Annotated in this window: 29 protein-coding genes and 3 pseudogenes; 5 read left to right on the forward strand and 27 right to left on the reverse strand. The window is 33.0% G+C overall.

All coding sequences use genetic code 11. The annotated features are described in order from the left end of the window. Window positions 1-264: 264 nt before the first annotated feature. From MN204_RS18930 to MN204_RS19025, 20 genes and pseudogenes are all read right to left on the reverse strand, one after another. Window positions 265-1,482, reverse strand: coding sequence for an MFS transporter (locus MN204_RS18930; protein WP_249872654.1), 1,218 nt, complete (start codon window positions 1,480-1,482; stop codon window positions 265-267). Between the two features lie 291 nt (window positions 1,483-1,773). After that, entirely contained in the window at window positions 1,774-2,625 is an 852-nt protein-coding gene (locus MN204_RS18935; RefSeq protein ID WP_249872655.1) for an AraC family transcriptional regulator, read from the reverse strand. 389 nt (window positions 2,626-3,014) lie between these two features. Then, entirely contained in the window at window positions 3,015-3,623 is a 609-nt protein-coding gene (locus tag MN204_RS18940) for a transglutaminase-like domain-containing protein (protein ID WP_249872656.1), read from the reverse strand. A gap of 138 nt (window positions 3,624-3,761) precedes the next feature. Continuing rightward, the gene (locus MN204_RS18945) at window positions 3,762-3,965 is read right to left on the reverse strand and encodes a hypothetical protein (protein ID WP_249872657.1); all 204 of its coding nucleotides are present in this window, start codon (window positions 3,963-3,965) and stop codon (window positions 3,762-3,764) included. 293 nt (window positions 3,966-4,258) lie between these two features. After that, entirely contained in the window at window positions 4,259-4,744 is a 486-nt protein-coding gene (locus MN204_RS18950; protein WP_249872658.1) for a tetratricopeptide repeat protein, read from the reverse strand. Window positions 4,745-4,853: 109 nt separating this feature from the next. Further along, window positions 4,854-5,369, reverse strand: a complete 516-nt coding sequence (locus MN204_RS18955; protein WP_249872659.1) for a GNAT family N-acetyltransferase — start codon at window positions 5,367-5,369, stop codon at window positions 4,854-4,856. A gap of 136 nt (window positions 5,370-5,505) precedes the next feature. Then, complete coding sequence (locus MN204_RS18960) at window positions 5,506-5,814, reverse strand: hypothetical protein (RefSeq protein ID WP_249872660.1); 309 nt, start codon at window positions 5,812-5,814, stop codon at window positions 5,506-5,508. Window positions 5,815-6,360: 546 nt separating this feature from the next. Then, window positions 6,361-6,705 carry a hypothetical protein gene (locus tag MN204_RS18965; RefSeq protein ID WP_249872661.1) on the reverse strand — a complete coding sequence of 115 codons (345 nt, stop codon included), beginning with the start codon at window positions 6,703-6,705 and terminating at the stop codon, window positions 6,361-6,363. 686 nt (window positions 6,706-7,391) lie between these two features. Beyond that, window positions 7,392-8,294, reverse strand: a complete 903-nt coding sequence (locus MN204_RS18970; protein ID WP_249872662.1) for a ferritin family protein — start codon at window positions 8,292-8,294, stop codon at window positions 7,392-7,394. A gap of 248 nt (window positions 8,295-8,542) precedes the next feature. After that, window positions 8,543-8,692: a hypothetical protein gene (locus MN204_RS21375; RefSeq protein WP_306798788.1), complete on the reverse strand. Its 150-nt coding sequence runs from the start codon at window positions 8,690-8,692 to the stop codon at window positions 8,543-8,545. 163 nt (window positions 8,693-8,855) lie between these two features. After that, a complete protein-coding gene (locus MN204_RS18980) occupies window positions 8,856-9,740 on the reverse strand; it encodes an aminoglycoside 6-adenylyltransferase (RefSeq protein ID WP_249872663.1) in 885 nt (294 codons plus the stop codon). 160 nt (window positions 9,741-9,900) lie between these two features. Beyond that, window positions 9,901-10,662, reverse strand: a complete 762-nt coding sequence (locus MN204_RS18985; protein WP_249872664.1) for a nucleoside phosphorylase — start codon at window positions 10,660-10,662, stop codon at window positions 9,901-9,903. Window positions 10,663-10,904: 242 nt separating this feature from the next. Further along, a complete protein-coding gene (locus tag MN204_RS18990; RefSeq protein WP_249872665.1) occupies window positions 10,905-11,624 on the reverse strand; it encodes an alpha/beta fold hydrolase in 720 nt (239 codons plus the stop codon). Between the two features lie 138 nt (window positions 11,625-11,762). Beyond that, window positions 11,763-12,194, reverse strand: a complete 432-nt coding sequence (locus MN204_RS18995) for a hypothetical protein (RefSeq protein WP_249872685.1) — start codon at window positions 12,192-12,194, stop codon at window positions 11,763-11,765. After that, window positions 12,189-12,368 (reverse strand): annotated as a pseudogene (locus MN204_RS19000) (DUF6366 family protein); the annotation flags it as partial. The pseudogene MN204_RS19000 and the gene MN204_RS18995, both read right to left, overlap by 6 nt. Window positions 12,369-12,499: 131 nt before the next feature. Next, complete coding sequence (locus MN204_RS19005) at window positions 12,500-12,883, reverse strand: hypothetical protein (protein WP_249872666.1); 384 nt, start codon at window positions 12,881-12,883, stop codon at window positions 12,500-12,502. Between the two features lie 16 nt (window positions 12,884-12,899). Beyond that, a complete protein-coding gene (locus tag MN204_RS19010; protein ID WP_249872667.1) occupies window positions 12,900-13,319 on the reverse strand; it encodes an NUDIX hydrolase in 420 nt (139 codons plus the stop codon). A 95-nt stretch (window positions 13,320-13,414) separates the two neighbouring features. Continuing rightward, on the reverse strand, window positions 13,415-13,696 hold the full coding sequence (locus tag MN204_RS19015; protein WP_249872668.1) for a DUF4190 domain-containing protein: 282 nt from the start codon (window positions 13,694-13,696) through the stop codon (window positions 13,415-13,417). A 279-nt stretch (window positions 13,697-13,975) separates the two neighbouring features. Continuing rightward, complete coding sequence (locus MN204_RS19020) at window positions 13,976-14,410, reverse strand: lipocalin-like domain-containing protein (protein ID WP_249872669.1); 435 nt, start codon at window positions 14,408-14,410, stop codon at window positions 13,976-13,978. Window positions 14,411-14,630: 220 nt separating this feature from the next. Then, window positions 14,631-15,077 (reverse strand): MarR family winged helix-turn-helix transcriptional regulator, encoded by a 447-nt coding sequence (locus tag MN204_RS19025; protein WP_249872670.1) that lies wholly within the window; start codon window positions 15,075-15,077, stop codon window positions 14,631-14,633. A gap of 300 nt (window positions 15,078-15,377) precedes the next feature. Between MN204_RS19025 and MN204_RS19030 the strand changes: the two genes are divergently transcribed. The 4 genes from MN204_RS19030 (at window position 15,378) to MN204_RS19045 (ending at window position 17,664) form a co-directional block, all read left to right on the forward strand. After that, the gene (locus tag MN204_RS19030) at window positions 15,378-16,628 is read left to right on the forward strand and encodes an MFS transporter (RefSeq protein ID WP_249872671.1); all 1,251 of its coding nucleotides are present in this window, start codon (window positions 15,378-15,380) and stop codon (window positions 16,626-16,628) included. Between the two features lie 59 nt (window positions 16,629-16,687). Continuing rightward, on the forward strand, window positions 16,688-16,846 hold the full coding sequence (locus MN204_RS19035; RefSeq protein WP_249872672.1) for a hypothetical protein: 159 nt from the start codon (window positions 16,688-16,690) through the stop codon (window positions 16,844-16,846). Between the two features lie 51 nt (window positions 16,847-16,897). Further along, complete coding sequence (locus MN204_RS19040; protein ID WP_249872673.1) at window positions 16,898-17,104, forward strand: PaaI family thioesterase; 207 nt, start codon at window positions 16,898-16,900, stop codon at window positions 17,102-17,104. A gap of 113 nt (window positions 17,105-17,217) precedes the next feature. Next, window positions 17,218-17,664, forward strand: coding sequence for a MaoC family dehydratase (locus MN204_RS19045; protein ID WP_249872674.1), 447 nt, complete (start codon window positions 17,218-17,220; stop codon window positions 17,662-17,664). Between the two features lie 618 nt (window positions 17,665-18,282). On the opposite strand, the gene MN204_RS19050 is transcribed toward MN204_RS19045, so the two are convergent. The 5 genes from MN204_RS19050 to MN204_RS19070 form a co-directional block, all read right to left on the reverse strand. After that, window positions 18,283-20,289, reverse strand: a complete 2,007-nt coding sequence (locus MN204_RS19050) for a S9 family peptidase (RefSeq protein WP_249872675.1) — start codon at window positions 20,287-20,289, stop codon at window positions 18,283-18,285. A 56-nt stretch (window positions 20,290-20,345) separates the two neighbouring features. Further along, window positions 20,346-21,182 carry an alpha/beta fold hydrolase gene (locus MN204_RS19055; RefSeq protein ID WP_249872676.1) on the reverse strand — a complete coding sequence of 279 codons (837 nt, stop codon included), beginning with the start codon at window positions 21,180-21,182 and terminating at the stop codon, window positions 20,346-20,348. A gap of 123 nt (window positions 21,183-21,305) precedes the next feature. Continuing rightward, the gene (locus MN204_RS19060) at window positions 21,306-21,863 is read right to left on the reverse strand and encodes an isochorismatase family protein (protein ID WP_249872677.1); all 558 of its coding nucleotides are present in this window, start codon (window positions 21,861-21,863) and stop codon (window positions 21,306-21,308) included. A 171-nt stretch (window positions 21,864-22,034) separates the two neighbouring features. Further along, on the reverse strand, window positions 22,035-22,598 hold the full coding sequence (locus MN204_RS19065; protein WP_249872678.1) for an NUDIX hydrolase: 564 nt from the start codon (window positions 22,596-22,598) through the stop codon (window positions 22,035-22,037). Between the two features lie 149 nt (window positions 22,599-22,747). Next, on the reverse strand, window positions 22,748-23,116 hold the full coding sequence (locus MN204_RS19070; protein WP_249872679.1) for a DUF4181 domain-containing protein: 369 nt from the start codon (window positions 23,114-23,116) through the stop codon (window positions 22,748-22,750). A 382-nt stretch (window positions 23,117-23,498) separates the two neighbouring features. On the opposite strand from MN204_RS19070, the gene MN204_RS19075 reads away from it, so the two are divergent. Beyond that, a complete protein-coding gene (locus MN204_RS19075; protein ID WP_249872680.1) occupies window positions 23,499-24,347 on the forward strand; it encodes an MBL fold metallo-hydrolase in 849 nt (282 codons plus the stop codon). Window positions 24,348-24,538: 191 nt separating this feature from the next. On the opposite strand, the pseudogene MN204_RS19080 reads toward MN204_RS19075, so the two are convergent. Then, window positions 24,539-24,935, reverse strand: a pseudogene (locus tag MN204_RS19080) (alpha/beta fold hydrolase); the annotation flags it as partial. A gap of 141 nt (window positions 24,936-25,076) precedes the next feature. Further along, a pseudogene (locus tag MN204_RS19085) lies at window positions 25,077-25,655 on the reverse strand (hypothetical protein); the annotation flags it as partial.

A 25,655-nucleotide genomic window follows, 5' to 3' on the forward strand; every position in this document is an offset into this window, starting at 1 on the left:
ACAAATACAAATAAGAGTAATGGAAAAATAAATTGCTTGTTCATAATAGTAACCCCTCTCTCAATATACATAATATTTTGTTATCTATACATACGAAAGAGTACGACATAAGGATTCAAATTCAATCGTGTTTTTAGTAAACCTGCCCCTTTAAAAGTATGATTCCTTATTTAAGTATTGCACCAGTTAATTTAATAACTATAAATCTGGTACAGTAAAGGCTTATCGAATACTTTATTGGTCAGCCTTTTTATAATTAACTGTTCAAAGGTCAAGCATTTTTTTAAAATATCCTTGACGTTTTGTACCTGTTACAGCTTTCAATGCCAATAACCCTAATATGAAGAAACAGAATGAACCTATTAACCCTACAGGACGGATCGAAGTTAATTCAGCAGCTATGCCTATTAAAATCGTCAAAGCAATAATGAAACTTGCTTCAATAACACTAAAGATGCTTCCGAATCTTCCCATCATCCTTACTGGAACATGATTTTGATAGAAAGTCAAATACCCTGTATTTGCAAATGTTATAGAAAATCCAATTAAAAATACACCTGGAGCTGCACTTAAAAAGTCACTTGAACTATAAAATACTATATAACCTATTGAGGTAAAAATAGTACCCAAGCCTATTAATAGATTAACTGCAAGTTGTTTTGAAAATACTGAATTAATAATTGATCCTTTTATAATTCCAGCTCCAAAGACACTTAACATAAAACCATAATTGGTATCTGATATTGTAAGTACACCTTTAGCAAATGCTGCCTCAAGAGAATCTATTGCAGTCATGAATATAGTAGTACCGCTAAATAATAAATATATCTTTGTGACATAGGTATAGTCTTTACTGAAATTAAAAACAGTCCGAAAGTCATTTCTTATCATATCCCTAGTAAATCTTTGCCCCTCTGTCTCTTTGAGTTTTAAATCCACATTGGGTAGCATCATTATAATAAGTGCCGAAAATAATAAGGCCAGTGCATTCACATGGATGGCAGTATAAGGAGTACCCATCCAAAATAAAACCCCAGCAATGGCAGGACCTATTAGTGAACCACAAGAGTTGATAAAACTGCGTAGTGCATTAAAGCGTTGCCGGTCTTTTTCAGGTATTAGTTTAGTCATATAAACCATAGATGTTGGATGAAAAATAGCACTTCCCATATTAATGATAAACGCTAGTATATAAACATAAATAAGTGAAGGTAAAAATGGAATTAACGCAATACATAGGGCACGGAAAACGTCTAATCCCATCATAATTCGCCGTGTATTTACCCGATCAATTAAACTACCTGCCCAAGCATTGGAACATATTGTTGCAATTGGACCTAGTATATATAATAAAGCAATTGCAAGCGGAGAGCCTGTTTCATTCAATATAATTAAATTTAGTGCAATTAAGTAAACCCATCCACCCACATTTGAAATGCCTATTCCTCCTAATAGCAATAAAGGATACTTCCATCTGGACATATTCACCACTCCTATTTATTTTTATAAAACAAAATAAAAAGACTCACCCCCAAGATATTATCTTGGGGGTGAGTCTAATCACGGTGCCACCCCAGTTCACTTCCACAGAAACCAACTCTTACTTCCTCTATAGTTAAAATAAATCGCCGTTTTTGACCATCTACTTGTTGCGTTAAAGCACCATATATAGTTGAAGATAAAAAAGAAATTTTATTAAACGCCCGTTTGCGGATTAAAATATATTTCTTGAAGCAGTGGATTTCATGACTAATCCACTGCTTGTATAGCTTTCTATCTTACAGGGATCCAGATTTCTGAATACAAATCTGGGCTAGAGGGATCTTCATCTGAATAAACCTCTAACTCTGGTGTTCCTGCATGCTCATAACTACTTGAGGGAAACCATTCTGTAAAGATTTGTTTCCATACTTTTTGCATTGAATCTGGCATTGGTCCACGAACTTCGAATACAACCCATTTGGATGCGGGAATCGCTAAAACAGATAATCCATCAGAGATATCGCCCTCATACGCTGTACCGATCCAATAATCAATGGCTTTGGAGCTTTTATCGACACATACCCCCAACACCCCTTTGATTGGACCATTGTTTAACTTAAATAATAAATCGTTAGTTCCATCTGCATGTACGTCATCCCACATTTTTGGAATGCCCACCTGGTTCTGTTCATTGATCAATGAAAATTCCCGCTTAACTCCTGCAACCTTAAATGCATCACGCTCGACAATTTTGTAATTCATCGGTTCTGCTCCTTTCAAATTCACCTGTACCACCAGGCGATTGTAAGATTTTAGCTTTCCCGTATACTTTCGCGCTTCTGTTGGGGATACACCATGTTGTCTACGGAACGCCTTTGAGAAAGCCTCGGGGGTTTCGTAACCATACTTGTAGGCAAGATCAATAACCTTTGTGTTTGATCTCGTTAACTCATGGGCAGCTAATGTCAGGCGACGGCGTCTAACATAATCACCCACAGATATATCGGTCAGTATCGCAAATGTACGCTGAAAGTGAAATACTGAAAAATTTGCATGTTGAGCAATACTTTTCATTGATAGGTTATCTAGTAAATGATCCTCCATGTAGTCTATTGCCGCCTGTAATGATTCAACCCATGTCATGTCACTCACCCCTTATTTAAATCCTAACAGTGCATCACCTGTGAATCCTGCCTTTCTGTGCTTTTCTCGGACAGTATTTTTGATATAGTTTAGACCGTGCTTTTGTTCAACAATCTGGCAAATTGTTGAATGGATATCAGAGACACTCTTTAGCTAATCTGCTAAGTTGGGAATTTTAACCAATGTTAACATAATATTCCTAACATTATTCGAAAAGGCAATCAAATTATCATTGCCTTGCTTTTTTAAGGCTCGCACCATATAGCACAAGAGGGATTTATAAATCCCCCTTCATTCTAATAACTTTCCCTTCAACTTCTGGTCCTACTTCTTTCATTTCGATTTTGCTATAAAACTTAATTGCAGAGGAGAACCAGTTAGTGGAATGTTTACAAACCCTCTGGCAAATGGTTATTATACATTTCTAATGCATTCGTATGTTCTTCTAAAACAGCTACTGTCTTGGGGTGAGGCTTCGCATAGATAACTGGATAATCCTTTTCATCAAGTTCTTCCTTAATAGGAAAAGCTAATTTTTCCTTTACAATAGAAAATTGGGCATCAATTCCCTTTTTATTTCCACGAGCATCTAACCTAATCCATTTATTAAGCGATTTAAAGAAGACAGCATTTAAAGAGTGAATACAATACCCTTTTTCTGGAGTATCAAACAACATCAATCTTTGATAACAAAAACCTGTTGGTATTCCTTGTGAACGCAATAAAGACGCTAACAGATGTGATTTTGCATAACAAATTCCCTCTTTGTATTCTAAAACTTCTGAAGCATTACAAGTAACTCTTTTCGATTGAATATCCCAAGAATGAGAAATTTCATCCCGAACAAATTCAAAACCTACTTTAGCTTTTTCAATTTCCGTTTGAAATGGATTGAAAATCTCTTCTGCTTTCTTTTTTATAATTGTGCTGGAATAATTAACTTCATTTAGTTCGAGTAAATAATCATTTAATATGCCAGATTCACAGATCAAATTCATTAACTCAACTCCTATTCAGTTGTATGATTATATATTGTAAAATATCGCCAGTTACTAAAAAATCGTCACCACTTATTGTAGTAACGCACAAATTACTACAATTATTTTTATGGTAGTCATTCGTTCCATCGTGTTCTTTTATTCACGCTGCTTTGATATGCTATTTTTCAAATTAAAAGCTGCAAAGGTGCCACATATGAGGACACCTATTATCATTATTGTTGTATAAAACCAGCCTTCTCCCCAAGTAACTATCAAAGAATATAAACATCCCAAAGCAACAACTAGCGAAGCATATTTTGCTCTCCACTTTTCTAGTTTTGATTGTTTATTATCTTCCAAAATCTTATCCCCCAAAATACTGTCCTTTAACACAAGAAGTGACTATCCTTGTTAAGCAATCGTACCCGTCTGTTGAATAAGGACTGTTAAACCAATCGATTTGCCTTATTATATAAATCCCTTTTCTTCTTTTCTATTTTCTTCACTTTTTTAAATGTCATTAAAGACAGAATTATAAACAATGCATACCATCCACTAAAATTATCGCTTTTAAAATCATTTATTATATTCACACCATAAAGTCTCCTTTCTTTACTAAAACACCCGTTACTTTACGTATACCTTTTCACAAACTACTTCCACAATTCATCTAATTTATTCGAATAGAAATCAATTGCCTTTTTATAACTTAAAATTTTTTCGTCTGTTGTTGTATCTATTAAGCATTTTAGTAACAACTCCATCGCTTCACTATGCTCGTTTAAATTATATAAGGTCATAGAATAGAATGTTTGAATTGCTCTATTGTTTGGAAATGATTCGATTGCCATTTGAAATACCCTTTTGGAATTTTCATATTCTCCTAGTGTTCTGTATCTACTCCCTAATCCTAATAAGGCTCCTTCAAGTTCATTTGAAGACAGTCCTAATTTGATTGCATTTTCGTAAAAAGGCACTGCTTTCGATTCTTCTCCTAGTAAATCAAAACTCCAAGCATATTGATAATTAATGGACGCATTATCGGGGAACTCCTGTACCAGTTTCCTATATAATTCGTTATATTCCTTATGGTCTCCAGCTTTCCGTAAATCCATAGCTCTTTCTAATTCGTTCGCCATTATTTTCACCCTCGATACTTTATCTGTTTGTTTAACTAAACTACGTCGTTAGCACAAAAGTCAGCATTTTTTAATGAACTCTTGCACCAGTTAGGACAATAAAAATAAGTTACTTTTTAAAAATACCCTTAATATTATCCCATCCATAAACAAGTTCATTGAGTTTCTTTCCAGCAATTTCTACCTCTACTTTATCTATTACTTTCCCACCCAGTGATTCATAGAAGAATCTCGATTCATTATCTTCTAATACAAAAACAAGCATTGTGTTTATTCCTAATGTCCCAATCTTGTGGAATACTGGTTTTGCTAATAATTTTCCTATCCCTTTTCCTTGAGAATTTTTTAGAATATAAATTGAACTCAGTTCTCCTTCATACCCTTTATACTTTCCGCTTCTTTCTTTTCCTCCTGATGAAAAACCAACAATCTGACCTTGTTCATTTTCTGCAACAAATACATTACCTTTAGGAATATTAGTGGTCCACAATTGCTCACGTTTTTCATAAGACAAGTTATTCAAAAAATCGTCTGGAATAATATTTTTATATGTAGTTCTCCAACTATCTACGTGAACTTTAGCTATATCTTTTGCATCATTCAAATTTGCTTCTCTTATTATCATATAAATTACCCCTTCTCTATATATTGATTATATTCTGAATTTAATGCACATACTTCATTTTTTACCCGCCCCGTTATTGAAAAGATGCCGTATGATATCTAACTCTTTTATTAAATCACCATTTAATTAAAAAAATTTACTTCTTTAAACTATCCAATAAGATATACCCAAAAACAACACTAGCAATAATTTGAATTGTTGGGCTCCCAACCATAATTATCTCTGGTATTTTAATGGAACCTTCACCTAATTGTAAAAACGGCAAGATAGACATTGATATTATATAAAGAGACGGTAATGCAATGGCAATAAACTTAACCCAATCAAATGTCCATTGCTTATTCTCTTTAATTTCAATTAACAACCTAGGTAATCTCAGAAAGAGCCCAATAACAATAGGAAATATTGTAGCAAATAATACAACAGGCAACAATTCGAAATTCATTCTAGCTTCTTCTTCTAATCGAATCTGATATTTAGTTCCCAAGAAAATAATAAATCCAATAACGAATGTCCAACCAAAATAATATAGAAACCTTTTAATAAAGCAACCCTCCATAAATTGATTTAACTTACTTATATATACGAATATAATTACTGTAATTTTTCTTCTTACACTATCCTCCAGATAAATAAATAACTCCTTCTTCATAATAACATAATATTTAAAATACACTTTTTTTAAAAAAAACGATTGTTTAGATGACAGCCTTTGTTGAACTTTTGCACCAATTTAGTTTAGGATGATGATTTCAAATTCTTTTTTCTCCAAATGAATGAAAAAATTAAAATAACAAAACCAGTTGTACCTAAAAAGATTTGGTCTAGTAAGAGTTCACCAGTTCTGATGTATCGTAAGGTAAAAATGCCTCCAGAGAATGTAAGTGATATTCGAATGAGCAACGAATTGACTTCCCTCACCCCCATTAAACTTACTGCTTAAAATAACACCTGCACCAGATAGTACGAATAGGTTATAAATAAATTAGGATTACTTATTCAAGAAGAAAATAGCTACTGCTATAAGCACGGGGACTAACAGACTTTTAATTTTACTTCTACCCCAAATATCAATTGCTTTTACAATTCCACCTATCACAAGTATTAAAGTACCAACAATATTTATTAAATGTATTGAAAAGATACTTCCAAGTTGAGCTATAAATAAACCAACTGCAAGAAAACCTATTGTGAAAATAAAATGGGGTGTCTTAAAATCTCTTTTTACATCATTTTTATCGTTTGTATCCATTTTGACATATGCTCTAACCATAAAAAAAATTGGAAATCCCCACATAAACAAAAAAGGTATCACTCGGTCGATATCTATATTCAAACAACCCCCTCCAATATATACAAATCCCGTATCCGTCTCAGTACATTAGCATTGCGTTTATTTATTTTTGAACGTTGCATCATATAGTTGAATAATGATTATAACTATTTTAATTCGTTAACTGTCGAAACATCTTTTTCCTAGCATAAAAGAGAAAAATAAATTGAATTAGGAAATAGATTCCCCCAATAATAAAGTAGTTTAATATAAATTCAGGGTATGGAAAAAATTCTCCTGCATCTGCTGTCATCATTACAATATATAACAGTGGTAAAATCATTCCAAGTAGCATCGGAATCATAAATATTGTCGTGATCTCTTGTGAAATCAGTTTCCTTAAGTAAAAAACAGGCTGTTCCTTTTTTACCAACTACAGTTCAGGATGTCTTTACGGAAAGTGCACGATTCATTACTCCACATGTAAAGTGTACCATTCAACCATTATCGAAGAAATTTGTTATAGAAAATGGAAGAGTTGAGTTTGGAAGTAGTGAAATAGTTGTTTCAGTTGGGAATGAACGTTTTTCATATCTGGGAAGCTAAAATGACGAGATTGTGATTCAAAGAGAACAGTTCTTCACCTGTAGATAACCAATTGCAAATGATTACACTTAATCTAACAATTATTGTTAATGAAGCAGAAGGGGAAAATCCCCTCCTATAATTTTCACTATTAAAATACTAAATTACACCCTGGCAAGACCTCTTTCAAATGCTGCAAGATGATTCAAAGAAGCATTACGAAGTTGAGAAAAAACGGTTCGCGCATCATTAGGTATATTAAATGTTAAAAATCTTTCGTACATAGAAATATTATCTATTTCTCCCTGAACCCCAGCAGCATATGCTTCCTTAATATTTTCTGGAGTAGTAACTAAGGCCTGCGATTCATCCTCAGGTAACGGCACTTGGTATCGTTCAAAAAGTGGTAACAAAGCATCTATATGCCTCATTTCTGCTTCCTTTATTTGTGCAAAAGTACGAATATATCCAAAGTTTTCTAAGATATTATCATACCTTGCTTGAGCTAGATATTCGTCTTGAAGGGCATAAGTCAACATTTGAGGTAAAGTTAATGTTGAGACACTTAAGGCCCCTTTAGCACCGTAATTGTTAATTTGTCGATTGATGTGTGTTACCTTTGGATGATTTAAAAAAGACAAAAACCACACAGCGTGATTTTGTTCATCTGCAGCTGCACGTCGAAACCTTTCTTTAATAATTGAATCCTTTGCTTTATCTGCTATATCTAAATAAAAATCAACAGCTTCTTGTTCGTCTTTGAAAGCAAATTCTATTCCTGCTTTATACTTGTCTGGACATTCCTCAATGATTTGATAAGATGGCTTGCTTCCCGTTAAATTTATATAAATTCTGCTGAATTCTTCGAGATGCCGTTCTTCATCTTTTTGTATCTCAAGAATTCTGTTCCTTTCTTCATTTGTAGGTGCCATCTTGGCTAACTTCTTATAACAAGTAACAGCACTATACTCTGCATTAATAGCTTTCTGAATATCATTTATAAGTTGATTGTCATTTGGCAAACGATCATAATCATAATAATGTAAACCATATTGATTTAAATACATGAATGTCACTCCTTTTGCTTAACCATCAACTTATCATATGTTTTAAGTCTGGGTATCTGTGCAAGTTCATTTCTATCTATTTTGATTTTGTCACGTTTTGATGCAAAAAAGGATTTTAACTTTTTCAATCGAAGTTTAAATTTTTTACTCTTATGTTAAAGTATCAACTAAGTTTATTCTTCCAAGTACTAAGCCTTCTATATTCTTAATTAAATAAAAATAAGATAACCCTTGATTTTGTTCATCCATCAAGGCTTTGTTTTTTTAAAAAATATCTCAAAGTTATAGTAATCATCTTCACGGCTCGGAACCATTTCCTCAAAATAAGCTCTGTTTTCAATCTCGAATTCAAATAACTTCTCAAGATCTTCTTGTAATTTCTTAATTGCAATATTCACCATAATTAACACCATTCAATGAATTAATAAGCTGTACCTTCTTCAAGATAACCACCCGTTTATTGAATAAGAAATATCTTAATTTACTTCCATTCATCAACCAAAAGTCCGTAAATAACGTGATCAACATAATGGTCGTATAGCCACTCCTGCTTGTCTAACTTCATTTATAAATTTCCTTTGCATCAGAAGGCAAATATCTTACATGTTTAAGGAATTTCGTCATATTTTTATCGTCATCAATTGGGTATGTGAATAGTAGGTTATCTGCTACATCTTCTGCTAAAGTTCTAAATAGCTTACAAGTAATAAAAATGGAATCCCAAAAATTTTCATAGCTCTTATCGGAATAAGTATTTTCATACATCACCCAATATGGTTCTGGAAGATAATTTTTAAAATATTTGCCCATCTTACCTGTTGAGACTTTGAAGTTATACCTTGTTCCAATCCACCATGATACCATTTCATCAAGCGATGCTCTCGTAGAATATTCAAACATTAATTTTGCGTATGGCAATTCGTCCCGCCAAATTCCCTTTGCAACGTTTTGTAAACACCACCAAAAATTATTAGTACAACTTACAAACAAAGGTTCTGATGGCTTTTTTACTTGATAATCAATATCTGTAGGTGGAGGAATAATTGGTAAAATGTTGTCCTTATCTAATAATGGAACAGTAAGCCTATCACTGACATAACCATTAATCATTGAATCTTTTATTTCGATATGAAGGTCAATTCGATTCCCGTCAGTAAAAAGCATTAAATATCCATAAGAACGTTTAAAATCCCTATCCATACCAATTTGCTTATCCATTTTGTCAGGTTCTTGAAGCATCAGTAAATCCCCAAAAATTTTAATCCAATTTTCATCTTCTATAAAAGATGCTGTTTCCGTCACTACATATACAATATCGTAATCTTGAAAAATATCTTTCGGAATATTAGAATTAGTTCTGGAACCGTTCATATATACTGCTCGGATTCGTTCATCCTCTTCTGCTACCGTCAATATTAAATCAAGCATTTCTTTTTCAGTTCTCACGAATATCCATCCCCTGTAAAATGACGTTGGTTCATTCTCTTAAACCAAGTAATAACATAACACCATAAATTAATTATAAATTCTGAAATTAATTATAAAGAAATACCATCGTTTGGTGATCTTACTAGTTCACCTCTTGCACCAGTTAATGAAACAAGGGTCATTTAGTAAACTTAGCATAATTTTCTGAGAGGTATAATGCTACATTCCTAATTTTCTCATCCGTTTCCAGTTCTAATTCTTCTCTATCTTTTGTATAGGAATAAATTGTGTCACCTTGAATTAAATGATCCGATAAGTTTAATAAACCTATTGCCTTTTTATCAAATTTCTTAGCTATTGCTAAAGTGGTTGCAGTTTCCATATCAACGCCTGAATAACCGTTTTGAGACCAATTTTTTACCATATCAACTGTTTCTAATAGCATTGCACTTGTAGAAATAACACTTCCAGTTGAATAGCTATACCCCTTCTTTTCACAATAATCTATTGCTGCATTTACTATCTTTTCATCCGCCTTAACTACCTCTTGATTAGGAAGATACCAATGCGAAACGCCATCTTGCATTCCAGCTTCCGTAACAATAAAAATATCCCCATATTTCACATTGTGTGATAATCCACCATAATAACCAGTTTGAATAAATAAATTAGTTCCTGCTACACCAAATTGATGTACGATGGTAGCCGCCATAGGACCACCAAATACATTTGCAAAACCTAGATTGGTGCCATTATATTTACCAATTACTGTATTCCATTTAGGTAGCCATACTTCGTCATTCAGTATTTGATTCCAAAATTCTAAGTTATAGTCGTGCTCCCATTCTCCGTGAACTACAAAGGAAGCAGGGATTTGGCCTTCTTCAACTTGAAATGCTTTCAACCAATCTTTTTTCGTGAAATCTCCATATAATTTCATAATTATTAATCCCAGCCCCTATATAATTGGGTTTATTTCAACCCCTTGTTGAACTCTTCTGCCAGATAGATCAATAGCTTTTCATTTAAAATTAACATAATATTCCTAACATTATTAGCGAAAGAATAGGCAATCAAATACTGATTACCTTATCAACTCTTGCACCAGTTACTTTTAGTACGTTTATTGATAAACTCAACCCATCTTCATGTATTACATTAATGGAACAAGATGCTATCTTTTTACACTAGTGATTCTGTTTTTAATAAAAATCCCTCAACAATTTTATTATAAATTTCCGGCTGTTCAAGATGCACAACATGACCTGCAAAAGGAATGATTGACACATGAATATTTCTATTCATTTTAGGATAAGTAATGGTTCCAATGGTTTCATCTGCGTTTTGTTCACCTACTAAAAATAATACAGGCATGTTGAGCACCGACAGATCAGCTGTCTCGTCAAATGGATACCAATCTACATCTTGTGTGGAACGAAGTAATTCCCTCCAGTCCCCTTCATGTATATCATCAAAATAAGCTGCTGTTTCTGGGTTTTCTAACATTTTCGCTATATTTTCTGCGTCTTCCTTATTTATTTCTTCCCAATCGGTCGGTTTTTCTGGAATAATGCCAGATAACGTTAAAATTCTGACTTTTTCTGGGTGATTTTTAGCAAACACTAGAGCAACCAGTGCACCTAACGAACACCCAGCAAAGTGAGCAGATTGAATACCTAATGTTTCAAGTGTTTCAAGTAAATCCCTTGCACAATCTTGAAAGTAATTAGTTAGGTCATTCGATGTAGATTTACCATGACCACGTAAATCTGGTAATATCACCTGATAATTTTGTTTAAAATATTCCTTTTGCACATTAAGCTCCGTTATCCCTGTTTGTAAGCCCGTATGGAGAAATACAAATGCTTCCCCTTTTCCAGTTACCTCTGTATGTAAAATCATAAAGTTATATTCTCCTATTCAGTAGTGTATTACGATAACTTTAAAACTTAACACTTATATTTACTTAAAGGATGCTTCTTCTTGATGTATCGCACCAGTTACTTGAAAATGCTGAGGTCTTTTAAAACCCCTTATATCTCAATAATTATTGAGATACACAGTATCATTAAATGTTATTCCAAAATGACTATATTTTATATGAACATTATTAATTTCTTTATTATGAATAACACTAACCCCATAAATTTCATCGTCTTTTGAAGCAGTTCCATCATCTAATTTTTCATAATTAGAAGAAGGTGAAGTTCCTGTTTTTATGGCTACTTCATCTATATTGGTAAAACCATATTTTTTTGCTTCTTCACTGTTATAATTATCCGTTATGATGAAACCTTGTAACGCATTACTAACTTGTAATTTTGTTTCTAAAGGCTTTTCATTAATATTTACCGAAACATCTAATATTTGTACTTCACGAAAGCCATCATTACCAATACCAATAACAACTGATTTATTATCTCCACTTGAAGCAATAGTGCCAATCTCCAATGGTGGATTAAATTTCAACAAAAAATAAACACCACCAACAATTATTACGAGAATAAGTATTCCAGTACCTTTCCAACCTAATCCACCGGCTAAATCCGCAAGATTACTTCAGTGGATACTACTTGAAGGATTTTTTAATTCTTCTTGCCTCATTTTTTCTCTTCTTACTTCAGGAGTTTCTTTATCTTTGTCCATTTTAATATCCCCCCTTAAATTTAGCTATATCTAATAAATCTTATTAAACTATTCTGCCATATAGTTCAATAAGGAAAAGCTGCCTGTTCAGCCAGCAGGATCTTCAAGTAACGCACCCTTTAGTTGAATATCTAATAGTCGTTAGTTAATATAATCGTTTCAGTGTTATCATTCCACTCTACTGTTACTTCTACTTCGGAGTTTTCCATAATTTTGGCATTCGTTGGGTTTGCCTGATTATCAATAATTAGGAGACCATTTTCGCTTAAAGTATTCCCACTGCGACTGAATCCTCCAGCATTTGTATTCACTTCAAAAGTTATATCTCCAACTGCACTAACATCGTCGCCTTTATATTCCAATTTAAGTTCTTGGTCTTCGTAGTCGTTACTGTGTTGAGTAACCTTAAATGAGGCAGACCAATTATTTGTTTCTCCATTAAAAGTAAAGGTATTAGAACTACAAGCTGAAAGCATTATCAAAAATATCCCTAACAACATTATCTTTCGAAGCATACTACATCACCCTCCTTTAAATAAAGACGTGGTGTAGGTAATATCCGTGACCTCGTATAAGTTCAACTTCATCCTTTGATGATATCCAAAAATAATGGAATGTTAGTTCTTCTTCATCTTCTCCACCTGCTGGCTGGTAATTCCACTCATCTGGAGCATCCGATACATTTATCCTGTAAAAAAATCTATTATGTATAGCACCATCATCATTTTTCCAATTATCTTCTACAATTAAATTCTCAACTACAAAATTCTTCAATCCTGTTTCTTCTTCAATTTCTCTAATAACTGCATTATAAGTATCTTCTTGATCGTTCACTGTACCTTTAGGTATTTGTATTCCAGCTTCAGGAATCGGATGTTGAAAAACCAATACTTGCGTTTTACCATTCTTTTTCCTGGTTACGTAGCCGTATGCTTTTTTAATCGAATCCAAACCAATACCTCCTCACTTTTTTAAACTTCTTCGACTCTGCCCCTATTCTAAATTCGACAAAAAAGGTGCTGCTCCTTCTTTAAGAATTGCACCAGTTAACTGAAGAGTGCGTTTCCAGCAGTTATAGAAAATATCACTGTAAGGAAAATACCTACTAAACAGCAAAACAAACCTATTACTGCCATTCTTTTTCCGTTTTGTTTATAACGTTTAATTTGCTTTAATCCAATGACACCAAAAATTAGTCCACTAATTCCAAGTATGAACCCGACACCGACGAAAGAAGTAACAATTGAAAGAATACCAAAAATCAGTGAAACAGTGCCTTTATTATTTTTCTTAACTTCAGTAGCATTTAAAATCTCTATATCGGTCATTGTTCATCCTCCTTCATTCCAGTTTTAACTCTTATTTCACTAACCTGCCATATAGAATAAAAGACCGCCATTTAGACGATCTCCTTGTTGTGTTAAAGCACCCTATACTTTAAGTATAATACTTCACAATCTTTTTTACACCTCAATAAATCCAATACCATAAATGTGTTGTACATCAAAGGACGCCTTCTTATTAAATAAAAGCGTCCGTTTATTGAAGAATTATTTATTTCAAATGACAGTACGTTCCTATTCTTTACTCATACTTCATCCACCAAATTAAAATTGATAAGCTTTAACACGTTTCCAGACCAACTTTTGAATTGGATTCAAGCCGTTATGAATAGTTAGTATATCCCCTTCAATTGAAGCTATTCGTGGTTGCTGCTGCCCTAGCCAGGTTGGATTCATACTTACCTCCATATGGTGGGTTAGCGTACGCTCTTCTTCATTAACATGAAATTTTCCCCCATAAGCCAAATAACCATGTGCTGCCTCAGCCATTTCTTCAGTCGTCCCTGTAAGCATATGCCCTGACTGATAATGTGGACGCCCTTGCTTCATCAGTTGAGCAGACATATACCCTTCTGGATGGTACATGATAAACCCCGTTGCATCTTTACCTAATGGATAAACGGTGTTTCCCTTGTCATCTCGATCTTTAAAGGATACGAGTGACCAAACACCAACAATCTGCTCTTTTAAAGTTGTCAATTAGAATACCTCCTAATAAAGTTAATTAAAATGTTATGAACTAAAAACTTTTGATAAGTCTAAATCCCCCAATATTTTTATTTATGGATAAACAATTTCTATTAATGTAAATTTTCCTAATAAAATTCATTTGCTGAAAAATATTTTCTTCATCCATCTAGGCATGCACTCCTTCTCTTTTATAAAAACAACCTTTATTATAAAAGTAAAATTAAAATATTTATTCAATAGATTCTTGCAAGATATTTAGTGATTTAATCAAATCATTAAATTTATCTTTTCCCAAATTATCTTCAATTTTTGTTTGTATATTTAACCATATCGGTGTTGCTTCCTCTAATTTCTCAAGACCTAAATCAGTTATTGAAATATATTTTGTTCTTAAATCATCTTTAGCCTTAGTTATGCTAACATATCCATTATTTTTCAGGATATTTATATTCCGAGTAGCGGTAGATTGTTCAAGTAGCATAATTTCTCCTAGCTCACTAACTGTTATTTCTTTATGACGTGCTATGTTGACTAACATATAGTATTGTGTGACTTTTAAACCAGTAGATTGCATTTGCTTTTCAAACGCTTGAGTGACCGTTCTTGCTGCTTTTCTAATGTTGGCACAGGAACAAAATTGTATAATATAATCCAATTCATCGTATTTATTATTCATTTAGTAAGCCCCCTTTATCATGCATTCGTAGAAACCATTACTTCTTTATGAAAGCTAGCCCATTATTGTTCGAAAACTTTATCTTGACAAACAACTCATTCATTAATACCATAATATATGTATATACATACATGGTTTTAGAAACAGAAAATAGTAATTTTTATTTATAAAGCATCAAATATATGTATATACATATATTTCATTTTAAAGGAGGGTATTCAATTTGTCTACAAAAGTTCTTAATTATGTTTTAATTAACTGAATTTTCGTAAAAACCTCAGATTGCGAGTGTGGATAAATATGAAACGGATTCATTATAGTTGGATTATCCTTTCCATTACTTTCTTCTCGATTATTGTAGCTGGAATAGTCATATCTTCATCAGGAGTGTTCATTGATCCCTTTGCAAATGAATTTGGTTGGGACCGTTCTGTTATAGCATTAGCCTTTGCTATTAGCCTCTTTTTATATGGGATTTCCGGACCATTTATGGCTGCATTATTAGAAGTATTAGGAATGAAAAAGATGATGCTAATCTCCATGGCTACATTGTTCACAGGTAGTGTATTAACTTTAATCATGAATCAATCGTGGCATTTGATTATCATTTGGGGAATCATTATCGGACTGGGTTCTAGTCTTTTTTTAACGGTTGTAAGTCCTTATGTAGCGAATCATTGGTTTGCAAAAAGAAGGGGACTGGCAGTAGGAATATTGACCGCTAGTACAGCCACAGGCCAATTAATTCTCTTACCCATCTTGGCTTCAATCATCGAAAATTATTCTTGGCAATTTGCAATGGGCCTAATTATCATTTTAAGCCTCATTATGCTTAGTATTATTTTTTTATTTATGAAAAACACACCAAAAGAGGCTGGCATTTTGCCTTACGGACTTGAGGAAGATAAGCAGCAAGAGACGATTGAAAACTCAAAAGAAAATCCGATTATCTTAGCCTTTAATGGATTACGTAGTGCAGTGAAGGCCAAGACCTTTTGGTTGTTAGCTGGAAGTTTCTTTATATGCGGGTTTTCCACAAATGGTTTAATTGGAACCCATTTTATTTCTTATTGTATTGGTTTTGGAGTACCTTTAGTTACAGCAGCCTCGATTCTCTCTTTTATGGGGATCTTTAACTTAGTAGGTACAACATTATCAGGCTGGCTATTATTTTGGTACTACAGTTTAAGGGGAGCTTCTTTAGTTTTACTTCCCTATGCATTAATGGAAGGGTCATTTGTATTATTAGCTATTTTTACTATATTTTACGGGTTGGATTGGATTGCAACTGTACCTCCAACGATTAATATTGCAAGACAAACTTTTGGTATAAAGAAAAGTGGTATTATTTATGGCTGGATTTTTGCCTCTCATCAGGCTGGTGCTGCAGCAGCTGCTTATGGAGGGGGATTAATTTATAGATTTTTTGACACGTACACTTTGGCATTTCTTTCAGCAGGAGGCTTCTGCCTTTTGGCAAGTCTATTTGTAGTGATTATCAAAAAGCCTAGTTCAAGTCAATCAACGGAAGAAGTAGCAATGAATAGCTAAGTTTTGAAGATAAAGTTTATCTAGTTTTTATACTCTACTAATAATGGAGGTTGATTTTAGTGAATCATTTAGAAAACCTTAAAATGATGATGACTGGAGAGAAAGCCCTTCCACCCATAGCTCAATTACTTGGAATAGACCTAATAGATTTGGAAGAAGGTAGGGCTGTAATGGATATGGAAGCCTCAGAAATGTTTCACAATCCGATGGGAACATAACATGGAGGAATACTCTGTGACCTATCTGATATAGCTATGGAATTTTCTTTCATGAGTACACTAGCTGAGGATGAAATATTTACAACAGTGGAAATTAAAATAAATTTCCTTAAACCAATTTGGGAAGGGAAACTTCGGGCTGAAGGTAACATTATTAAAAAAGGCCGTACAACGGGGTTAGTTGAGTGTCATATATATGATACAAAAAGGAAGCATTGTAGCACATTCAACAAGTACATGTATGATTCTAAAAGGTAGTTCTAATGGTATGAGGCACAAAAATAGAGTTTAGAAATTAACAATCTAGATATGTCGATCACGATAGATTTGATTCATCTAATCAACAACATTAAAAATATGGAGGAATAATGATGAATAAACAAGTACTTTATCTTGACGATTTAAATGTGGGTGATACTTTTATCAGTGAAAAATATCATTTAAGTGCAGACAAAATAAAAAGGTTTGCTCGTGAGTTTGATCCCCAAGTTTTCCATTGTGATGAGAATCTAGCGGAAGATACTTTTTTCAAAGGATTAGCTGCTAGTGGTTGGCATACTGCAGCGATTACTATGAAATTAGTGACAGATAGTCTGCCTTTTGCTCATGGGGTCATTGGAGCTGGTGGAGAGATTAAATGGCCACAGCCAACTCGCCCAAATGATGTTTTATATGTAAAGAGTACAATTAAAGAGATCAAACCTTCTAAATCAAAACCGAACCAAGCTCTTCTATTTGTTGAGTGTGAAACTTTAAATCAACGTAATGAGGTTTGTCAAAATTTAGTAGCAAAACTTTTAAGCTTTAGAAAGAGTTAATGTTAGAAAATTCACTGTAAAAGCTATCCAGGGATTTTTGGCAGTTTGAAGCTCTTATCGAGAGCTTTTTTCTTATCTTTAAAATGAAAAGGAAATTCCCTCAATACAAGGATTAAAAATACTTCAAAAAGGTATGTAAAAATGATTAGGATATAACGGCTCCTTCCTCCACTAAACTGCCAGATAGTTTAGTTACATTATTTCACAATATCTATAGCCTATATTCATTTTACCATATATTCAAAATGTTTAAATCACCATAATTGCCAAGTTAATATTGGATTCACCATACCTACTTGAAGGAATATTAGGCAAAGAAAAACAGGCTGAATCACCATTGGATTCAGCCTGAACTTGTAGGATTTTCCATTGAATAGACGATTGAATAAAAACTGAATTAAATCTTGAATGTAGCAATATCGTACCGGTTATAGAGTTAGGGAACAATTTGAATAAAGATTGGAAACCCTGTGGATTTGTATATTAAAATAACAACTGAAAGTCTTATTGGAAAGGTATCGGACAAAAGAAAAAGGACTGAGTGAAAAATAATGCTCGGTTCCTTTATGAAGAATGTATTATTCTTATATATCGGATATCCATTTATTAATTAAAACCCTAAAAATCTTTCATACTTTCTCCAAGAATGTAGTGTGAAAACCACATCAAATTCTGCTTCATGATAGCCATATTAATTCCTGGCTGGTCAGAACTATATGCCATTCCTTTAAATATAATTAATTCTGTATCAATTCCCATATCCCTTAATCCTTGATATAGCTCATATGCATTTGAAGTTGGAATTCTTGCATCCTTTTCTCCATGTTGGATTAAAGTGGGAGTACAGGCTGATTTAATATATGTCATTGGTGATGTTTTAGTATATATCTCTGGATCATTCCATGGATCATCTCCTAAATACATCCTAATAAAGTAAGGCATATCTGTATTTACATAATGGGTACTCCAATTAGTAATACCACCTCCAACTGAAATAGCTTTAAATCTACTACTAAATGTAGAACAGAAAGCTGATATATATCCCCCGTTGCTCCATCCCATAACCCCTACTCTATCTTTATCTGCAATCCCTTTGTCAACTAGTATATCAACTCCAGAAATGACATCATCGTAGTCGGCAATTCCCAGTTTTCTATAGTTTGCTTTTAAGAATTCATTACCATAACCGGAACTTCCCCTGTAGTTTGGTTCTAAAACTATAAAGCCTTTTTCGATAAACTGTTCAATAGGATATTTCTCATTAAAACAGTCTGAAAATATTGGAAAGGATGCCCAAGCCGGTCCACCATGGATTACAACTAATAAGGGATATTTTTTATTTACGTCAAAATCTACTGGGGTTGATAAAACTCCCTCTATTTCAAGACCATCTCTACTTTGCCATGAGATTATTTCCCTGTTACTTTTAAACTTTCCTTTGAAAAAGCTATTTTCATTCGTAACTTTTTTATCGTCTAAATAGACTTCAATGGTTTCATTTGTTATAGCCTTATTATAGGAAATATGATTCCCATCCCTTGTTATAGAAGCATCCATTATGAAGCAATCTACTTTTTCGCTTAACATTTCCACAGTGCCATTCTCAGATAACAACCCAATAAGATAATTAGTTTTATTCTGCCATCTAATTAAAATCCCTTTAGCTGTCCACCGTAATGGAATAACCGTACTATCAAAATCTATTAAAGGTTGAATTAGCTCTCCATTTTTAATATCATATATCTCTAGTGTACTATCTTGTATATGGGTCTTATAGTAATCCTTCTCCCTTATACTTGCTGAGTAACATATTTTGCTGCCTTCAGGAGAAAAGCAAACATTCCCTCCCAACAACTTATCAATATTCATCTTTTGTAGCTCTCCAGCTTTAATATTTAGTATGTATAGGTCCCCATTAACAAAATCACCCATATTTGGGCTTGGTGCAGCCATAAATACAACCTTTTTCCCATCATTTGAAATATCAAATTCATGGATATGAAAATCTTTACCATCAGTTAGTTGATAAACAACGTTATTTTTGTGCTCATCTTTATCCTTATCAGCACTATCAGGATTTTCCGGGTGTTCATGTTTATCATTTTGTATCACTTTATCTATTTCAATGTAATATAAACAATTATTCCGGTAATCCTTACCTATATGATGGAAATCTCCATATAGTTCCTTACGATTCTTTATCGCCTCAGATTCTTCTGACTGGGCAACATAATAGAAACCCTTGCCAGTAGGCTCCCATTTAAATTTACTGACCCCGTCTTTCTCATCAGTAATTTGAACCCCACTATAACCATCTATGGACTTAACAAAGATCTGATTTTTCTTAATATTCCCTTCACCAACCGGGCTAAGGTATGCGATATCTCTAGAATCTGGAGACCATAATGGGTATGTACTATCTATATCCCTAGTTGTTAATGGATAACACTGCCCCTTATCTTTTTCATATATCCATACATGATTCACATATTTATTGTCTTTCCAGTTAGCTGTCTTCTTGACAAATGCTACGTTTTTACCATTATCACTTATATTTGTATCTGATAAGGTTGGTAATGAAATAATCTCTTCTATACTTAGATATGTTTTTTCATTCATTTTCATTAATATCCCCTCGTTAATCTTCTTCAACTAACCAGTCCCGTTAGCACTATAAGAAATCATTCTTTAACAAAGTTCAAGATAGCATCCTTGAATTCTAATTGGTTTTCAATGTAAGGGTGATGGCCACCATTTATGACTCTTGTTTTAGAATTTGGAAAGTTAAACAATTGATGATGTTTTGGACCAACAGCATCATCATAGTCTCCTGCAATAATTAATACCGGTTTAAGGATATCCTTTGATAACAAGGTGAAGTCTTGGAAGTATTCCTCTGAAGAGAACACGTATTGTTGGAATATTGGATCACTATTTAATCCGTATTGGTCAATTAAATCTACACTCTTTTTATTATCCAAATCCATATATTGAAATTTAAAATACGTTTCTTTATCAAGCAATTGCGTGAGAATAGAAAAATATGAATCAATAAATGAACTTATATTATTGGTAGATAAATCTCTAACTTCTATTCCTATAACATTTGACCCTTTATTAATTTGATGTCCAAAAGAATCGATCATATTAAGTGTTACGTTTGATAATATTATCCCTTTTGTCCCTTCAGGGTAACGTTCGGCATAGTTGACTGCAAGTATTCCGCCAAATGAGTGTCCCATAACATACCATTCATTTACCCCTAAGAATATCCTTAGTTCTTCAATATCAGCTATTATCCTACTTAAAGAATAATCTTGTGCAGGGCTGTTTTCAGAACGTCCACATCCTCTTTGATCCAAATATACCATTTCCAATTTATCCTCTAAAAGTTGTTGTGAATAATGTTGAAATGATTTACTCCAATAACCTGGTCCTCCGTGAAGATAAACACAAGGAACTCCTTTTCCACTCTTATCGTAATATAATTCTAACCCATCACTTGTTCTAAACTCCATTTGTACAATTTCCCCTTTGGTTTAAGGTATATCCTGATTCAACAATCCTGTCCTTTAATAAATTCAACAAGAAATGGTGCTTATCCTTCTTTAAGATAAGGACCATTTTGTTGAATATGGTTATTATCGATATCTATTGTGTTCAGGTTTAAACAAATCTTCATTAGAATTCCTAACGATTGAAAAATTGTCTACATTATAATGACCGTGAAGGGTTTCGTTGTGATGAAGAATTATTTGTTGTGCAGTTAAGTTTGTGGAATCAGAAGTAGAATGACCATCTCCGACTAATGTTACATCAAAATGATTGATTGTTGCCGTTCTAACAGCTGTATCAATACAATGTTCCGTTTTACATCCCATTATTATAAGGTGCTCTACATTGTTTCTACTTAAATGTTCTTGTAAAGGAGTGCCATAAAACGAATTTGTAGCAGATTTATCAAATATGAAAGCAGTGGATGGTACTTTAATATCCTTATGTATCTGGAATCCAGTTCCTTCTCCATTCGAAACATCTAAATCTCTCATAAAAACTATGGAGTTACTTTCATTTATTGCTTTTTCAATTACAGTATTAATGTTATTAACGATTTTTTCTTTCTCAAAAACCCCTGGTTCTATATTATTTCCTTCCATTAAGTCCTGTTGAGCATCAATTATCAGTAAAGTTTGTTTCAATATTTTTCCTCCTTTAACACTTACAAGTTAAGCATTTTTACTAATCTCTTTATATTTTCGTCAAAAGATTTGCTAATACCTTTTTCCACAAACCTGCCCCTAAAATAAAATATGACATTGCTCGTTTGCCCATAGATCTTCCCAGTATATAATTACAATCCTTTAAGTTGATTATTTATTATGAAGCAACTTTTCAGCAAAAAAATCTTTAGCCATATAATAAGCATATGTTGTAAAAAGTTGTGTTTTTAATTGATTTTTCTTTAATGCTCTGCCCATATCATTGAAGTCAACCAAATGTACTTCTATATCTTCGGTATCATCTAAATCTTGTTCGAATTCCTTATAAGCATCTACTATTAGATAGGTAATCACTTTATTAGTTTGAGTGGCAGGATTGACCATAAACTCGCCTAATTTTATAGGTGTTTTCCTTGATGTAAATCCCGTTTCTTCTCTTAATTCTCTAAGTAACCCTTCCTCATAAGATTCATTTTCCTCTATTTTCCCAGCAGGAATTTCTAAAAAGAAATCCCCTCCAGCATAGCGGTATTGCTCAACAAGAACAACCTTATTTTCTTTTGTTATAACAATTGCATTTACCCAATCTGAGTATTCATTTACATAATAATCATTTATGACCAAACCATTTGGCAGCTCACATTTATCCTTTCTTAAATTCCCAAACGGTGTCTTGTATAAATACTCCGAATCTAACATTTTCCACTTCTCCATTAATATATCCCATCCTTTTCTATTAGTTCTAATTCAAACCAGGACCGATATTTAATAAATTCAACAAAATAGGGTACTTATCCTTCTTTATGAATTGCACCAGTTTGTTTAAGTACAATATTTCACAATATCTTATTAGTTCGGTAAAACTAACTCCAACCAAATAGTGAAATAAAATACTCAATATTATACATAAGAATTACATATAATATCAGATAAATAAGTGTAGTGACATATTGTTTTGATTCCTTCAAGTATTTCCACTCTAAAAAAGATTGAAATCCCCACAATAGTACAAAATAAGCTATCCAATACCACTTAATAATATTCACATCCATTGTAACAACAAACGGTAGGGCGGATAAACCAACAACTAAGATAATGCCTCTTCCCCATCGGTCAATACTCTTACCGGAGGTTTCCGAAACCTTTTTCTTTTCTACACCAAGTAATATATTTAATATTTTTTCTAATAAGATTATTGAAATCATAAGGATAATAAACAACAAAAATCCCACAATAAATCCCCTCTTTTTATCTTTATTATACTATTAAATTTTCATTAATCTACACAATATTCAAATAAAACAGAAGAAAAAAGACGCTCGTTTTGATGACCGCCTTGTTTACTATTGCACCCCTTAGTTGAACCTTCACTTCTGTTACAAATAATGTTCGAACTGCGAACTATAAATAACTGAAATAAGCAAAATTAATATTTAGAAAATTCTTAATATATAGTTTGGATTATGTTATACTTTTCCTTAGTGAAACAAGGAGGTACTAGTCCAATGGTAAAAAGGTAATAAGAGAAAATCTTAAATTATTTTAATAACTTTAGAATAAGCATGTAGATTTTCTCTTTCATAGAATGAATATATAGAAAAGAGGAAAAATAACATGTTAAATAAATTAAGTGATACTATTTATTATTTATCTAATCAAGATGATAGAGAACGACCAACATTAGGACTGATATGTGGTGACCGATCTAGTCTAATAATAGATTCTGGTAATTCTCCTCAGCATGCTCAGGACTTTCTATTAGAAATCGAGAACCTAAATGTACCACCAGTTAAATATGTTGTTATTACCCATGCACATTGGGATCATTTCCTAGGAATGAATGAATTTGATGCTACTGTTATAGTTAATAGTCAAACAAACGAAATGATAAAAGAATGGCAAAGTTTGTCCTATGACGATTGTTCACTACAAAAGTATGTGACTACTAATCAGATGAGTGCTATGTGTATGAAGATTATACAAACTGATATGCCAAACAGGGACAGTTTTAAGTTAAAATCTCCAGATGTAATCTTTGAAAACACATTAACTATTGATTTAGGTAATAAAATTTGTATTCTCGAAAGTATCAAAAGTACTCATACAGATGACTCTACTATCATTTATATCCCTGATGAAAAAGTTGTTTTTTTAGGTGATTGTGCATATGGTACAACCACAAATTCTTTATTTCATTACAAGCAATCATTGTTATTGCCTATGATTAAAGACATTCAAAAATATGATGCGAAAATGTTCCTACTTGGTCATGAATCTATCTGTGATTTAAATGAAATGAATATATATTGGGAAGAGCTAACAACAGCAAGTCAAGTTGTAAAGTCCACCTCACTAGAAAATGCGATAGAGTCCTTTAAGGCAGAAAATAAAAGGGAACCTAATGATAATGAATTATTTTTCATAAAAGCATTTGTTAATGACCATATTATTCAGTCACAATAATTCTATATAATACATCAATCAAATATAAACAGTAGCCATCTCATCAAAAATTGAAATGAGGTGGCTTTTAATTAGTCGATAATGATGAGCGTTTCTTATTAAAAATGCTTCGTTTTATTGTTCAAATGCGATATAAAAACTCACCTTCTCTTGTTCAACAATCCTGCCATTTAGCTGAATAATAGAATATACTATAAAGTTGACTTAACAAACTCTATAAATTTATCTTCTTCTTCCACGAAAGGATTATGATTACTTTGTTCAAAAGTTGTAAATGTTGCGTTTGGAATTAAATTAGCAATCTCTATTCCATATTTATAAGGACACTGTGCATCATATTTACCTGCATATCTTTATGTTCACTAATGATTCCCTCAAGTCATAGTTAGGAATCTCTACCTTTATAAAGTAGTCTAAACGGACACCAACTGTCTTACCGCTATTAGGAATTTTTAATGCATGTTTGAGCTTTTCTTCTTAATAAAAGGACATTACATCCCAATCAAAACCTAATTCCCTTCGGATTTTGGTCGGAGTAGATGAATCATTAAGTTGCTTCATAATCTCAATTATGCGGGGAAATTGAAGTTAAAATAAACACCTGATTTTTCCCCACCCCCTCAACCCGCATTTTTATAGGATAGACAAACATCTTCAAGGTATATTCGAACGAATGGCTAAACTGCCCCATTACTACAATAAACTCTTCAAAAGGAGCACACTCTTCCATTAGGTATCACTATCCCTAACAATCGGAAGTAATCGGTATTCCCAATTTGTATAGCACTCGTATAATTTATAATATCCTTCTTCTACATCCTTCGACAAATTCGCACACTGCTGTGGAGCATTATTAAATACATCGGGCACTTCATTTTCGAGTGGTATATAGTGAGTGAGATCTGGTGTCACTTCTATCCAACCTTGATCAGCATTTTGATCATATCTGGATTGCAAATCATAAATAATCACACCCTGGCCTAAGACCTTTTTGACCACTCTGATATGACTTTCATTGTTCTCTCCGGCTATGGCCATAAAGCCTTCGAGTATCTCTACATTCTCCAGTGCATTATCATTTTTTAACACGACATCTGTTTCATTTGGATGATACGCCGCTTCCTGATTGGTATATGTATTTTCTTCATTTGCAAGCATTGCATTTGCGAGTTTAATCATGTCATCTTTCGTGAAATCGTGATCACTAACCAAACGTGCACTATAGAGTAGGCCACTGTCTTTTTCTTGGTCAATCCAAGTAATCCAAATAGAGTTGGTGGAATTGGTTACCTCATTCTCACGAAAATA

Origin of the sequence: Oceanobacillus saliphilus (genome assembly GCF_023522835.1) — a bacterium.
GTDB lineage: Bacteria > Bacillota > Bacilli > Bacillales > Amphibacillaceae > Oceanobacillus > Oceanobacillus saliphilus.